The following is a 12,780-nucleotide window of genomic DNA, read 5'->3' as shown; positions in this document are numbered from 1 at the left end:
CCCGCCTCAGCGGCGGCGCATGATATACTCCTCGTCGTACCAGCTGCCGACCTTGAAGCGGTAGTCGCCCACTTTCTCGAAACCGCGCGCAGCGTAGACGGCCTGCGCCTTGTCGTTGCCTGACCAGACCCCGAGCCATATCGGTCCGGGACGGGCCGTCGCGAGATGGTCGAGCGCAGCCGCGAGCAGGCCGGCGCCGAGACGAAGCCCCTGCGCCTCGCGCAGCACATAGAGCTGATAGAGCTCACCATCACCCGGCGCGACCTCGGCATGAGGGAGCTTGCAGGGCCCCACCTGCGCATAGCCCAGCAATTCGGCGCCGCGCTCCGCGACCCAGGTCCGACGCTCGCCGTCGGCGAGCTCGGCGCGGACCGCATGGGCCGAATAGGCCTCGGCCTCGAAGATCGCGAGGTCGGCGGGAGGATAGGGAATAGCGAAACCCTCGTCGAGGAAGGTTTGCCGGAAGGTGACGAGCTTCAGCCGGGCGAGCGGCTCGGCATCGGCGGGCACGGCGGGACGGATGGCGATGGTCATGCGCCCTGCCTGCTTCGGGGCGACGCCACCGTCAAGCGCATGCGCCCGGCCCAAAAGGAAAGGGGCGCGGAAGCCGATGCCTCCGCGCCCCGATCCTGTCGATGGTCCGGTCCGTGAGGACCGGAACCGATCAGCCGTTCTGGCGAGCCTTGAGGGCTTCGCCGAGAATGTCGCCGAGCGACGCGCCCGAGTCGGACGAGCCGTACTGCGCAACGGCCTGCTTCTCTTCGGCGATCTGCATCGCCTTGACCGAGAAGGTCGGCTTCTTGGAGCGGTCGAAACCGGTCACCATCGCATCGAACTTCTGGCCGACCTGGAAGCGCTCCGGACGCTGCTCGTCACGGTCGCGGCCAAGATCGCCACGCTTGATGAAGCCGGCCGCGCCGTCGTCACCCGCCTGCACTTCGAGACCACCGTCGGTGATCGCAAGGACGGTGACGGTAACGACCGCGCTCTTGTTGAGCTTCGAGCCGTCCGAGGTCGCGGCGCCGATGCCGCCACGCTCGAGCTGCTTGATGCCGAGCGAGATGCGCTCCTTCTCGGAGTCGATGTCGAGCACGATCGCCTTGACGGTCTCGCCCTTGTGGTGGAGCGACAGAGCTTCCTCGCCGGTCACGCCCCAGGCGATGTCCGACATGTGGACCATGCCGTCGACATCGTTGTCGAGACCAACGAACAGGCCGAACTCGGTGGCGTTCTTGACTTCGCCCTCGACGACCGAACCGATCGGATGCGCTTCGGCGAAGGCCTCCCACGGGTTGGTGATCGCCTGCTTGAGGCCGAGCGAGATGCGGCGCTTGTCGGCGTCGACCTCGAGGATGACGACTTCGACTTCCTGGCTGGTCGAGACGATCTTGCCCGGATGGACGTTCTTCTTGGTCCAGCTCATCTCGGAGACGTGCACCAGGCCTTCGATGCCCGGCTCGAGCTCGACGAAGGCACCATATTCGGTGATGTTCGTCACGCGGCCCGAGAACTTGCCACCGATCGGGTACTTGGCGGATGCGCCTTCCCACGGATCGCTCTCGAGCTGCTTCATGCCGAGCGAGATGCGCTGCGTGTCCTTGTTGATGCGGATGATCTGCACCTTCACGACGTCGCCGATGTTGATCATCTCGTTCGGATGGCCAACGCGCTTGTAGCTGAGGTCGGTGACGTGCAGCAGGCCGTCGATGCCGCCGAGATCAACGAACGCACCATAGTCGGTGATGTTCTTGACGACGCCTTCGATCACCTGGCCCTCGGCCAGCGACTGGATCAGGCCCGAACGCTGCTCGGCGCGGGTTTCCTCGAGGACGGCGCGGCGCGACACGACGATGTTGCCGCGGCGGCGATCCATCTTGAGGATCTGGAAGGGCTGCGGAATGTCCATCAGCGGGGTGACGTCGCGAACCGGACGGATGTCGACCTGCGAACCCGGCAGGAAGGCCACGGCTCCGTTGAGGTCGACCGTGAAGCCGCCCTTGACGCGGCCGAAGATGACGCCCTCGACGCGGCTCGACTGCGAGAACTCGGCTTCGAGCTTGTCCCAGGCGGCTTCGCGGCGGGCGCGGTCGCGGCTGAGCATCGCTTCGCCATGGACGTTCTCGACGCGGTCGACATAAACTTCGACTTCGTCGCCGACCTTGAGATCGGCCTTCTGGCCGGGCGCGGGCGCGAATTCGCGCAGCGCCACGCGGCCTTCCGACTTCAGACCGACGTCGATGACGGCCATGTCGTTTTCGATCGCGGTGACGGTGCCCTTGACGACGCGGCCTTCGAAGCCTTCGTTCTCGCCGCCGAGGGTCTGGTTAAGGAGCGCCGCGAAATCGTCGCGGCTCGGGTTTGCCGTAGTGGCCATGGACAAATGTCTTCCTGTATCGGTTTATTCCGGCCATCCGGTTGTCTCCGGAGGTCTTTGGGCCAGAACCGCCATAGCGGCCGCATGCCGCCATGGCATCCGCTGGGCAGCCGATTCGCGGAGTCCCGAAAAGCATAAGGGCGCGGCAAAGGATCGGCGTTCTTTCCTGCCGACCCCCTGTCGCGCCTGCTGGCGAGCGTCTTTAGGAGCGCTGCGCCGTCCGGGCTTCCACGAGCTCGACAGCCCGTTGGACGGCTGCATCTATACCGAGATCGCTGGTATCGAGCAAGTCGGCATCCTCGGCCTGCCGCAGCGGCGCCGCCGACCGTCCCATGTCGCGTTCGTCGCGCGCGAGGATGTCGGCGAGGACGGCGTCATAGGCCACGCCCGCCGCCATCGACTCCATCTCGCGAAAGCGACGCTGTGCGCGCACCTCCGGCCGGGCCGTGACGAACAGCTTGGCATCCGCATCGGGCGCGATGACCGTGCCGATGTCGCGCCCGTCGAGCACTGCGCCGCCGGCCTGTCCGGCAAAGGCGCGCTGGCGGTCGAGCAGCGCCTCGCGCACCTGCGGATGCGCCGAAGCGAGCGAGGCCGCGCGCCCCGCCGACTCGGTCTTGAGCGCCGGATCTTCGAGCAGCGCCGCATCGAAATTGCAGCCGCGCAAGGCGTCGGCCGCATCGGCCGGATCGCCCCCGGCGCGCATCACCGACACGCCCACCGCGCGATAGAGCAGACCCGTATCGAGATGCGGCAGCCCGTAATGGCGGGCAAGCGCCTTGGCGATGGTGCCCTTGCCCGAGGCCGCCGGGCCGTCGACCGCGATGATCATGCGACCTCGGCGCCCAGGCCGGTCATCAGCGCGGCAAAACCGGGAAAGCTGGTGGCGACCGGGCTCATATCGTCGATCGTGACCGGCGCCGACGAGACCAGGCCTGCAACCGCGAAGCTCATCGCGATGCGATGGTCGAGCCGCGCGGCGATCGTCGCTCCGCCGGGCAGCGGATCGCCTCCGGTGCCGTCTATGATCAGCCCGTCCTCGAGTTCCTCGACCCGGGCGCCGATCGCGCGCAGCCCTTCGGCCATCACGGCGATGCGGTCCGATTCCTTCACGCGCAGCTCCTCCAGCCCGCGCGCGACGGTGCGGCCCTGCGCCAGCGCCGCCGCGACGAACAGGATTGGATATTCATCGACCATCGAGGCAACGGTCTCGACCGGGGTCTCGATCCCGTTCAGCACCGAATGGCGGACGACGATGTCGGCGACGGGTTCGCCGCCCACCTCGCGACGGTTGGCGAAGACGATGTCGGCGCCCATCATCCGAAGGACGTCGAACAGCGCCGCGCGGGTGGGGTTGAGCCCGACATTGGTGACGGTGACCTCCGATCCCGGCACCAGCAGCGCGGCAACGACCGGGAACGCCGCCGAGGAGGGATCGCCGGGCACGACGATATGCTGTGGCCGCAGATCCGCTTCGCCCCGGATCGAGATCAGGCGCGCGCCCGCGCCATCCTCTTCGACCGTCAGCTCGGCACCGAAGCCGCGCAGCATACGCTCGCTATGGTCGCGCGTTGCGACCGGCTCCACCACGCGGGTGATCCCCGGCGTGTTGAGACCCGCGAGCAGGATCGCCGACTTGACCTGCGCCGAGGCGACCGGAAGGCGGTAGTCGATCGGCACCGCCGGACAGAGACCGCGCACCATCAGCGGCAGGCGCCCGCCGGGACTGGCGCTGATATCGGCGCCCATCAGGCCGAGCGGCTCGATCACGCGGCCCATCGGGCGCTTCGAGAGCGAAGCGTCGCCGGTAAAGGTGGCGGTGATCGCATGGCTGGCGACGAGCCCCATCAACAGGCGCGTCGACGTGCCCGAATTGCCCATGTCGAGCGCGCCCAGTGGCTGGAGCAGCCCGCCGACCCCCACGCCGTGGATGCGCCAGACATCATCCTCGCCGCGCTCGATCGTGGCGCCCATCGCCCGCATGGCGGCCGCGGTGGCAAGCACATCCTCCCCCTCCAGCAGCCCTTCGACGCGGCTTTCGCCGATCGCGAGCGCGGACAGCATCAGCGAGCGGTGGGAGATCGACTTGTCGCCGGGAACGCCGGTGGTTCCGCTCAGCGGACCGGGAGCCGAGAAGCGCGCGGGGCGTGGGGTGGGGCCGTGCATAGGCGCGCGCTTTTGACAGCGGCGCCGCGCTATGGCAAGGCGCGCCACGTTTCGGCCCTCCATTGACTCGGGTGGCCGCTAAGTTTCCGCAATTTCGACTGGAGTTTCTGAACCGTGGTGAAACCTCAATGGGGCACCAAGCGGACCTGCCCGAAGTGCGGCACCCGCTTTTACGACCTGGAAAAGGACAATCCCGTCACCTGCATCGAATGCGGTGCGGCCTGGGAGCCTGAACCTGTCCTCAAGTCGAAGCAGCCGCTGCCGTTCGACGCGCCCAAGAAGGAGGGTCCGGAGCCCAAGGCGGTCGACACCGACCTGTCCGACGATCTGGACATCGACGAGGACGCCGAGGAGAATCCGGACGACGACGTCGATCTGGGCGGCGACGACGACATCGGCCTGAACACGGCCGACGACGAGGACGACAACTGATCCGCGCGCCGGGGCGGCCCAGCACGGGCCGACCCCGGCGGCGATCGCTACGAAATTGCGCGCACGATGCGAAAAGGGTCTTGCGAGGCCTTCGAAGCTGACCTAAAGGGCGCGCTCCGCCGCCGGCCCCAACCGGCGAGCGACCAAAATGGCACGGGGCCGTAGCTCAGCTGGGAGAGCGCTGCAATGGCATTGCAGAGGTCAGGGGTTCGATCCCCCTCGGCTCCACCATTTCCTTTTTCCACGAATTCCAAAGATGCGCAGAACCTGGCAGCTCGCCACAGGGCTATGCGCGACCATCCTGCGAATCCCTCTCCCTTGCTCCTCCGAACGCGCGTACATCTTGCTCTCAGGATCGGCAGAAAGCCGGCCTAAAGCATAGGAGAGGATGCGATGCGGCCGTGCATGGAGAGCACCGATGCAGGCGCGTAATCCGAGGATCATCTTCGAGGACGCCCTGCCCCACTGGGCGCCGGACCGAGCCTTCGCCCAGATCGTCAACGCGGGATCGCTGATCATCCCGGCGGTCGAGATCTTCCTGAACAAGGTGATGGCACGCGCCCTGAGCGAAATCTCCGACCCGGCCACGCGGCGCGACGTCGAGATTTTCATGGCGCAGGAGGGCAATCATTATCGCTACCACCGGCTGTTCAACAAGGTGATGGTGGCGCGCTATCCCGAGCTTCGCGCTTTCGATGCGGAGTTGACGGCGGAATATGAGGCGATGCTCAAAACACGCTCGCTCCGCGACTGCGCCGCCTATTGCGAGGGGTTCGAGTCGCTGGGCCTGATCCAGGCCGAGTTCTTCTTCGGGCATGTCGACGATCTTCTGGAGGGCGCCGACACACGCATCGTTCGCCTGTGGCAATGGCATCTGGCGGAGGAGTTCGAGCATCGCTCGGTCTGCTTCGACGTCCACCGGCAATTGGGTGGCGGCTATCTGAGCCGCGTCCGGGGTTTCGCTCTGGCGGCGCGACACCTCGGTCAATGGGGCAAGCGGGTTTCAGACCACCTGATCGCCTGCGACACGGCGGCGCTCGATGCGGCAAGCCGTGCGCGGCTGAACGCCGAGGAACAGACCTATCGCCGCCGCCTCCTGCGCTTCTCGCTGCCCCGGATCCTTGCCGTCCTATCGCCGGCCTATGATCCGGGCGGCAAGGCGGCGCCGCGCGGTTCCATCCGGCTACTCGAGAGCCTGACCGCGCCGTAGCGATCATCATCCGTCCAGCAACTGCCTTGCCAAGTAGCCGCAAAACTAGCGCATTAATCACGCTAGGAGGAACAGGGGACATTCATGACGAAGCACGACAAACAAGCCGACGTGGCCCAGCCCGATGCGCCCAAGCAGCCATGGGCTGCCCCGCAGATGATCGAGATCGATGCGGTCGCAGCTACGCTGGCGGGCGGCGATGCGGTAGCCGATCAAGACCCCAATCGGGTATCCTGATCCCGGCCTTCAGGCGGAGTAGGTTGCTGCGCGGCGAGCTAAGCTGCTCGCTAGCAGGACTGGCACCCGGTCGGGCCCTTGGCCGTCGTAACCAAACGCCCTTGGATTCGGCCACATATGACCGAGGTGGATGCGGGCGGGCTCCAGCACGATCGACGACACGGATACCGAAGAACCGTGCTGACCGCCGATGCTCTCTAATTTGCCCTTTGTGATCGATAACAGAGGGTCAACCCAACATGGCAGACAATGAGGCGATGATCGCCGGATTATCGGCGCTGCTGCAGCCCGAGAAAGTCGATTCCTTCCTCGCGGCATTTGCAGAAAAACGGCCCCTGATGCTGCGCACGTCGCGCGACGATCTCACGCGGTTCTTCCCATGGTCGGAACTGAACCACTGCATCTCCATGGACAGCCTCATGTCCGGGCGCGTCAGACTGATGCGGGCAGGACGGGAAGTTCCCATCGATCTCGTCAGCCGGAGGAAGGATAATCGCGAGCGCGTGCTGCTCGCCAAAGCCCTGCACCTGCTGTGCGAACAGGGGCTGAGCATACAACTCATCGGACTCCACAACCTGAGTCCGAAGATCGCAGCCCTCACCGCCGCGCTCGAGCGCGAATTGCGCGCAGACATGCAGGTCAATGCCTATGCCAGCTTCACCCGCGGCGGGGCCCTGCCACCCCATGCCGACGAACATGACGTCCTGATATTGCAGATCGACGGCAGGAAGGCGTGGAAAGGCTATGGGGGCGCGGAGGCCCGCCCCCTCAAGGGCGGGATCGCCAGGATCGAACAGCCTTCGTGGGAAGAGGAGCTCCAACCGGGTGACCTGCTCTACCTGCCGCGTGGCGAGGTCCACCATGCGACGGTCGTCGGCGAACGATCGCTGCATCTGACGATAGGCATCCAGAACCTCAAGGCCTGCGACAGTCTCTCCTGGCTGCGCGAACGCGGCATTCAGGACATCCTCTTTCGTGAGGATATTGCCCCGCAGGGGCCAGGCGACGCGGCCGACCGGCGGTCGACGGGGATCAAACAAGCTCTCCATGAGCTGGTCGATAAACTGGACCTGCGCGACATGCTTGCGGATCGGGACCGCCGCGTGGCGCCCTTCCGACCACTCAACCTCGGCTTTTTCGGTCCGCTTGCGCCGCGAAGCTGGGTCTCCCCATCCTTGCGCCGCTACCCCGACCTCCCCGCCGAAGGTGACGCCCGGATCGAGGCAGATGGGGTCCAGATCGCGCTCGACTCCGCCGAGCGCGCCCTGCTCATCAGGCTTCTCGACAGCGGGGGCAGTCGCGTCGATGCCCTGCTGCAAGGACCAGAAGCAGAAGCGACCGAACGCGCGCTGTCGGGACTGATACGCAAGTCGCTGCTGTTCGTCCTGGACGATTGAGGCCGACGGATTTCGGTCCGATAAGCGCCAGCTCAGGCGTTGCTGCCACTGGCCTTGCGCGTGAACATGCCCGTCGAAAGCCCGCGCATGAGTTTCAGATTATATCGATAATAGGACGCGCGATCGGCCGGATCGGCCTGCTCCAGCGTCTGCGCCAGACCGAGCAACGTGTCGACGTCGACCACCTCGTGACAAGCCCGGGTCGCCGATTGCCGCTCAAGCTCGTCGACCAGAGGGCGCTGCGCCTGCAACTGCACGGCCTTCCAGTCGGATGCCGCCAGCCCCCTGTGCTGGTCCTCCCAGATCGGCTCCGGAACACGGCTTCCGAAAGCCTTTCGATACAGCCATTTTGGATGACCCTCGCGCAGAAAGATGTCCGCAGGCGTGGCGAGGCAAAATTCGAGCACCCGCCGATCAGCGGTCGGATCGCGCCGATCTATACGGAAGGCTGCGCGAATGGCAGCGTTCATCGGCGCGGCGTCAGTTCGACCCCACGCATGCCGGAACCAGTCGTGCCAGGACAGAAGGCGGGGGGAGAGCGCATCGGCGAGCCGCGGGTCGTCCGGTCCGCCATATCCGAGGTTGTGGAGCAAGGCCGGCGCGATGGGAAAGAGATCGGAATAGATCGGATGCCTGCGAAGCCGCCTGACAGCGGCGGGAAGCCGCGTCGTCAGCGCTCTCCGAACGACCGTGTAGAGGCGATACTCCGCCCGGTCCGTATAGCCGTTGTGGCGGAGGCGTCCCGTTTCCGCGAGGAGCCTTCCCCAGCGCCCCCGTTCCGCCATCTCCGACAAGGCGTGCTGGCCGGTATAGCTGATCCCGAAATTGCCTTTGGTCCCGACGAGGATCGTCGAATTGCCGCGTCTCGCCGCCAGCGCATAGCCCAGACACAACCAGGCCGTGTTGAGCGGATTCATGACGGGCTGATCGGCATAGCTGATCAGCCGCTCGACCTCGGCCAGCAGGTCGGCATCGGCGAGATGGACGAAATGATGGTCGATATTCGGATGACGCGCCGCGACCAGCCTGGCCAGAGGCCCTTCGTCGAGGCGGGCGTCGGCCATATATTGCTGGGGCACGTCGGATCGCGGCACATTGGTGATGGCGGTCAGCCGCTCCCCGCGCGCCGCGAGGATCGGCGCGGCGCTGGTGGCGACGGCGGCGCTGTCGAGCCCGCCGCTGAGCAGAAGGGCATTGCCGCGCACGCTGCGCAGACGCGCTTCGACGGCCTGGTCCAGAACCGAGCGCAGTCCCTCGGCATAGTCTTCCGGCCGGGACAGGCGCAGAGGCGAAATGGCTTCCGGTCGCCAATGGCGCCGCACATCCACCCGCCCATCGGTATGCACGCGCACCAGATGCCCCGGCTCGACGCTCGAAATTTGTTCGTAGAAACTCCGGCCTCCCCCGTCGGACTGCAGCAACTGCCAGCGCGCGAGCCGCACCGCGTCAAGCCCGCGCCCTATGTCCGGCAGCGACAGCAACAGGCTGGGCATGGACGCGAAGGCGAACCACCCCTTGCCGCGATGATAATGGAGCGGCCGGGCGTCACAATGGTCCCGCACGATCAGCAGCGAGCGATCGCGCGCATCCCAGACCGCAAAGGCAAAGTCGCCGACAAGACGGTCGATTGCGGCCTCGCCCCAGCGCTCATAGGCGGCAAGAAGAATGTCGGCATCGCTTCGACGGGCCAGATCGGGCGTGGTGAGGCCCAAGGACGCGCCCAATTCGGTACGATTGTCCAGACGGACATCTGCAACGAGGGTTATCGCCCCGCCGGCGCCAGAAAGCGGCTGCCGATCGAAACGGTCTTCAGGCAGGAGCCGCAGCAAGGCGCTGCCCAGCGCGACGTCGCCGCCCTCCCAGACCCCCGACCGGTCGGGACCAAACATGGCCGCCGCGCGCTGCATCCTTTCGCAGGCCGACCGCGCGCCGGGACGACCATCGATGTGCCAGGCTCCGTAGATAGCGCTCATGATGCCGCCGACAGATGGGTGGCGTGCGCCATGCGGAGTTGCTCCAGCCGCTGATAGGGTTCTCGCAACAGCGTCTCGAAGAGACACTCGACCGCAGGCTCGACAGCCTTATCCGGTGTGATGGCCGGCCTCATGCGGCCGGGCACCTTCGCATCGCGTTGTGCGAAATCTGCAAAGCGAGCGGCGAGATCGGCCGCCGGACGCACGTCGAAATGCGCACAAACGGCCGGCATCGACGGAGCCAGTTCAGCGTAGTTGATCAGCAGCCAATGCTCCGGCCCGCCCTCCGCGATCATGGCAATGACCGCTTTCATGCCGTCCGCCATCGTCCCCGCGACATGGGCCAGCACGCCCTCCTCCTTTGCATGGCGTCCCCAGATCGGCGGCCGTGCGACGAAAGATGCAAGGGCCGAGCGTGGCTCGCGATAGAGGTAGATTTTGGGGACAGCGGGCCAGAGGCCCTGAAGCCGGTCGACCGATCGGGCATTCCAGCTCGACAGCTTGACGACGAACGGACCGGGTTGCGGGGAAGCTCCTTCGCGCAGCCTGTGCATCAGATAGCGCAAAGCATCCTCGCGATGCGTCGATGGCCGCGTCCGCCAGAACCCTTCGCCGCTCAGAACGTCGTTGATGACGCCCGGCTCGGAAACGACCCGGCATCCCTGTAGCGCAGACAGGGCAGTAGCGAGAAGCGTCGAGCCGCATCGCCCGCTGTGGAAGATCAGACCATCGGGCGCAGCCGCACCTTCGATCTCCATCCGCGACACACGCCTGCTGGAAAAAGGACGCTCCAATGCGCGCGCTGCCTCGATCTGGTCGTGCTGGAAGAGGAAGTCTTCGCGCATAGCCGTAACGTCGACTTCCACGATCTCCAGTCCGTCGGCCAGCGGAAAGGCCCGCACCGGAATCAGCCGAGCCCGACCCTCGGGTTCAGCCGTCGATGAGGACGACATTGCGGGCAACGGCATGATCGAGAAAGCGCATGGCGTCGGCCTCGATCACCGCGCGTGGGGCATCATAGGTCTGGCACAGCCGATCGACGATGGTCCGGACGGCAAGGGGCTCCGCCATCTGCCGCCAGATATCGGACGCCACGCGATCGAAGGTGAAATAGGATCCCGTGTCGGCAGCGAGCAACACGATCTCGCCGTCGATCTCCGACCACATCAGATCGGGATTGCGCGCGAGGATATGGTCGGGACCGATCGACCGCCGTGCTTCAGACATGAGGGCGGGATATCGGAAAGCGCCGCGATTGGGAACGGATAGGATGCGGTGGACGGGGGGCACAGAGGAAAGTCGGGGTGAGCCCCCGCTAGGCGCCTGCCTTCAAAACCCAACTCTCCGCGCGTCCCGCCGATCCAACTTGGCATCCGCGTGGCGAAGCCGATACCTATGCACTCCCCTTCGCCTTCCGGCAGCAAGGAGCACGGCCTTGCCCTTTCAACCATTCGGCTACCGCTTCGACATCGCCTCGCCACTGTCGCCAGCGGAGGAGAGGGCGGCCATTCGCGCGCGCAAGAATGGATATGTTCGACCGCAATAACGGCGCGCGTGGATGGGTGGCGGCGCGGTGCAATCCAGAGCAGCATCGCCCACCCTTCTTGACATCCACCATTGGTCCTTTCGTTCAGCAGCGGCACGACCACGGGGCCTTCTCACCCACCATGCAGCAGACGGCTTTGAAAATCCCTGAACCAGCCATAAAAATCGAACAGGTACAAAATCTTCGACGGCTCAGCAGATGGCTTGCTGACCGAATACTCCGTCGAATGGAATTTCTCGGTCGTGAGATAGGCTGCAGGAACGGTGTAGATCAGGCCGGCCACGACAGTGATGAGCAAGACGATTTTCGCCCGCCGGCGCGCGCTTATCAGAGCGGGATCGATCGCCGAAAAGATGGCGGCCGTCAGAAACAAGCTCTGCACATAGGTGATGCGGACTTCCGCCGCCATCGCCAACGGCAAGGACATTACCACGGCGAAAATAAGCAGCTGCCGCGTCGTCGGCGAGGAACTGCGACATTTTAAGAGCAGCCAGCCGACGCCGGTTGCGCATAGCAAGTATGCCCAAGCGAGCACAGGAGTGGCAAAGAAGGGAATAGGCACGACCAACGTAAACCAACCCAGCACCAAGTTCTTGAAATGATTGAGACCGCGCATGGCAGGTCCCAGGTTGGCCAGCCTTTCCGGCGACTCCATATGTTGAAGCGAATATGCTGCAATCGCAACCGAAAGCAGCAGCAGCAGCAGGCCCGCGATGAGATCGCGCCTATTTCGGCGCAGACCCTTCGTCGTTAGAAAGACGAGCGGGAAGAACATGCATGTAACCTTGCTGAGAAAGGCGAGGATATAGAGCAGATAGGCTGAAAGCCGATGGTCCCTCTGGTGCGCGATCAGGCAGAGGAGCAGGAAGAATGCCATGAGCGCGTCGTTGCGCTGAGATATCCAGACTGCCGGAAAGACCGTCTGGGGCAGCATCGTCCAAACCAGAACTGCAAAGCCGGCCTTGACTGAGCCCAAACCAGTTCTGAGCCACAGAAAAGCCAAAGCGCAGTTTGCTGCATGCAGAAGAAGATTGGCGGCATGGTGGGCGAAGGCGCTTTGGCCGAACATACTGTTGAGGAAGGGATAGCTGAGAAACCACAGAGGACGAAAATGGGGCCCGGTGAGGGTCTGATCGATCGCCGCCTTGTAGCTTAGATTCATCAGGAAAAAGTCGTCGGTAACGAAACCGAAAAAAGCTGCTCGTCCGAGCATAGCGAAGTAGATGCAGCCAAGGCCAAAGATCGGAATAATCCACCGACCACTAATGACTCGCATCGCCCCCACGCCCCGATCCATCCTGTATCTGAAACATTCTCACTCGCCGCTCGGCGTAACGCGTTATGAAGGCTTACGAAAGATAACGATTGAAAAGGCTGCAAATTAAGCTCAACCCTGCGAGGCGGGCATCATAATGCCCCTCCGGCACCCTCCTCATTCCCTATAG

The 12,780-nt window shown here is 64.8% G+C and carries 12 protein-coding genes and 1 tRNA gene; 5 read left to right on the top strand and 8 right to left on the bottom strand.

All coding sequences use genetic code 11. From position 1 onward, the window contains the following. Window positions 1–6: 6 nt before the first annotated feature. The 4 genes from G6P88_RS14670 to aroA all read right to left on the bottom strand — a co-directional run bounded on the left by G6P88_RS14670 (window position 7) and on the right by aroA (window position 4,540). Window positions 7–534 (bottom strand): GNAT family N-acetyltransferase, encoded by a 528-nt coding sequence (locus G6P88_RS14670; protein WP_165323830.1) that lies wholly within the window; start codon window positions 532–534, stop codon window positions 7–9. 130 nt (window positions 535–664) lie between these two features. Further along, window positions 665–2,374, bottom strand: a complete 1,710-nt coding sequence (rpsA, locus tag G6P88_RS14665) for a 30S ribosomal protein S1 (protein WP_165323829.1) — start codon at window positions 2,372–2,374, stop codon at window positions 665–667. Between the two features lie 202 nt (window positions 2,375–2,576). Continuing rightward, complete coding sequence (locus tag G6P88_RS14660; RefSeq protein ID WP_165323828.1) at window positions 2,577–3,206, bottom strand: (d)CMP kinase; 630 nt, start codon at window positions 3,204–3,206, stop codon at window positions 2,577–2,579. Beyond that, window positions 3,203–4,540 (bottom strand): 3-phosphoshikimate 1-carboxyvinyltransferase, encoded by a 1,338-nt coding sequence (gene aroA, locus G6P88_RS14655; protein ID WP_165323827.1) that lies wholly within the window; start codon window positions 4,538–4,540, stop codon window positions 3,203–3,205. Before aroA ends, G6P88_RS14660 begins: the two co-directional genes overlap by 4 nt. 114 nt (window positions 4,541–4,654) lie before the next feature. Between aroA and G6P88_RS14650 the strand changes: the two genes are divergently transcribed. From G6P88_RS14650 to G6P88_RS14630, 5 genes are all read left to right on the top strand, one after another. After that, window positions 4,655–4,972 carry a TIGR02300 family protein gene (locus G6P88_RS14650; protein WP_165323826.1) on the top strand — a complete coding sequence of 106 codons (318 nt, stop codon included), beginning with the start codon at window positions 4,655–4,657 and terminating at the stop codon, window positions 4,970–4,972. A gap of 155 nt (window positions 4,973–5,127) precedes the next feature. Continuing rightward, window positions 5,128–5,203, top strand: a tRNA-Ala gene (locus G6P88_RS14645). A 187-nt stretch (window positions 5,204–5,390) separates the two neighbouring features. After that, window positions 5,391–6,182, top strand: coding sequence for a metal-dependent hydrolase (locus tag G6P88_RS14640; RefSeq protein WP_165323825.1), 792 nt, complete (start codon window positions 5,391–5,393; stop codon window positions 6,180–6,182). A gap of 84 nt (window positions 6,183–6,266) precedes the next feature. After that, window positions 6,267–6,419: a hypothetical protein gene (locus G6P88_RS14635; RefSeq protein ID WP_165323824.1), complete on the top strand. Its 153-nt coding sequence runs from the start codon at window positions 6,267–6,269 to the stop codon at window positions 6,417–6,419. A gap of 239 nt (window positions 6,420–6,658) precedes the next feature. Beyond that, the gene (locus G6P88_RS14630) at window positions 6,659–7,816 is read left to right on the top strand and encodes a JmjC domain-containing protein (RefSeq protein WP_165323823.1); all 1,158 of its coding nucleotides are present in this window, start codon (window positions 6,659–6,661) and stop codon (window positions 7,814–7,816) included. 32 nt (window positions 7,817–7,848) lie between these two features. Here G6P88_RS14630 and G6P88_RS14625 read toward each other — a convergent pair whose 3' ends face one another. The 4 genes from G6P88_RS14625 to G6P88_RS14610 form a co-directional block, all read right to left on the bottom strand. Then, on the bottom strand, window positions 7,849–9,789 hold the full coding sequence (locus G6P88_RS14625; protein WP_165323822.1) for an asparagine synthetase B family protein: 1,941 nt from the start codon (window positions 9,787–9,789) through the stop codon (window positions 7,849–7,851). Continuing rightward, window positions 9,786–10,742 carry a hypothetical protein gene (locus G6P88_RS14620; protein ID WP_165323821.1) on the bottom strand — a complete coding sequence of 319 codons (957 nt, stop codon included), beginning with the start codon at window positions 10,740–10,742 and terminating at the stop codon, window positions 9,786–9,788. Before G6P88_RS14620 ends, G6P88_RS14625 begins: the two co-directional genes overlap by 4 nt. Then, window positions 10,720–11,016: a PqqD family protein gene (locus tag G6P88_RS14615; protein WP_165323820.1), complete on the bottom strand. Its 297-nt coding sequence runs from the start codon at window positions 11,014–11,016 to the stop codon at window positions 10,720–10,722. The genes G6P88_RS14620 and G6P88_RS14615 overlap by 23 nt, the downstream gene beginning before the upstream one ends. Window positions 11,017–11,447: 431 nt before the next feature. Continuing rightward, entirely contained in the window at window positions 11,448–12,632 is a 1,185-nt protein-coding gene (locus G6P88_RS14610; protein WP_165323819.1) for a hypothetical protein, read from the bottom strand. Window positions 12,633–12,780 lie beyond the last annotated feature (148 nt).

It is taken from the genome of Rhizorhabdus phycosphaerae, from assembly GCF_011044255.1.
GTDB lineage: Bacteria > Pseudomonadota > Alphaproteobacteria > Sphingomonadales > Sphingomonadaceae > Rhizorhabdus > Rhizorhabdus phycosphaerae.
This window is presented reverse-complemented; position numbering and strand designations above follow the sequence as displayed.

What these genes read in the sequence shown, in the direction of transcription:
- G6P88_RS14670 (WP_165323830.1), bottom strand. Translation starts at nt 534, where the DNA reads ATGACCATCGCCATCCGTCCCGCCGTGCCCGCCGATGCCGAGCCGCTC.
- rpsA (WP_165323829.1), bottom strand. Translation starts at nt 2,374, where the DNA reads ATGGCCACTACGGCAAACCCGAGCCGCGACGATTTCGCGGCGCTCCTT.
- G6P88_RS14660 (WP_165323828.1), bottom strand. Translation starts at nt 3,206, where the DNA reads ATGATCATCGCGGTCGACGGCCCGGCGGCCTCGGGCAAGGGCACCATC.
- aroA (WP_165323827.1), bottom strand. Translation starts at nt 4,540, where the DNA reads ATGCACGGCCCCACCCCACGCCCCGCGCGCTTCTCGGCTCCCGGTCCG.
- G6P88_RS14640 (WP_165323825.1), top strand. Translation starts at nt 5,391, where the DNA reads ATGCAGGCGCGTAATCCGAGGATCATCTTCGAGGACGCCCTGCCCCAC.
- G6P88_RS14635 (WP_165323824.1), top strand. Translation starts at nt 6,267, where the DNA reads ATGACGAAGCACGACAAACAAGCCGACGTGGCCCAGCCCGATGCGCCC.
- G6P88_RS14630 (WP_165323823.1), top strand. Translation starts at nt 6,659, where the DNA reads ATGGCAGACAATGAGGCGATGATCGCCGGATTATCGGCGCTGCTGCAG.
- G6P88_RS14625 (WP_165323822.1), bottom strand. Translation starts at nt 9,789, where the DNA reads ATGAGCGCTATCTACGGAGCCTGGCACATCGATGGTCGTCCCGGCGCG.
- G6P88_RS14620 (WP_165323821.1), bottom strand. Translation starts at nt 10,742, where the DNA reads ATGTCGTCCTCATCGACGGCTGAACCCGAGGGTCGGGCTCGGCTGATT.
- G6P88_RS14615 (WP_165323820.1), bottom strand. Translation starts at nt 11,016, where the DNA reads ATGTCTGAAGCACGGCGGTCGATCGGTCCCGACCATATCCTCGCGCGC.
- G6P88_RS14610 (WP_165323819.1), bottom strand. Translation starts at nt 12,632, where the DNA reads ATGGATCGGGGCGTGGGGGCGATGCGAGTCATTAGTGGTCGGTGGATT.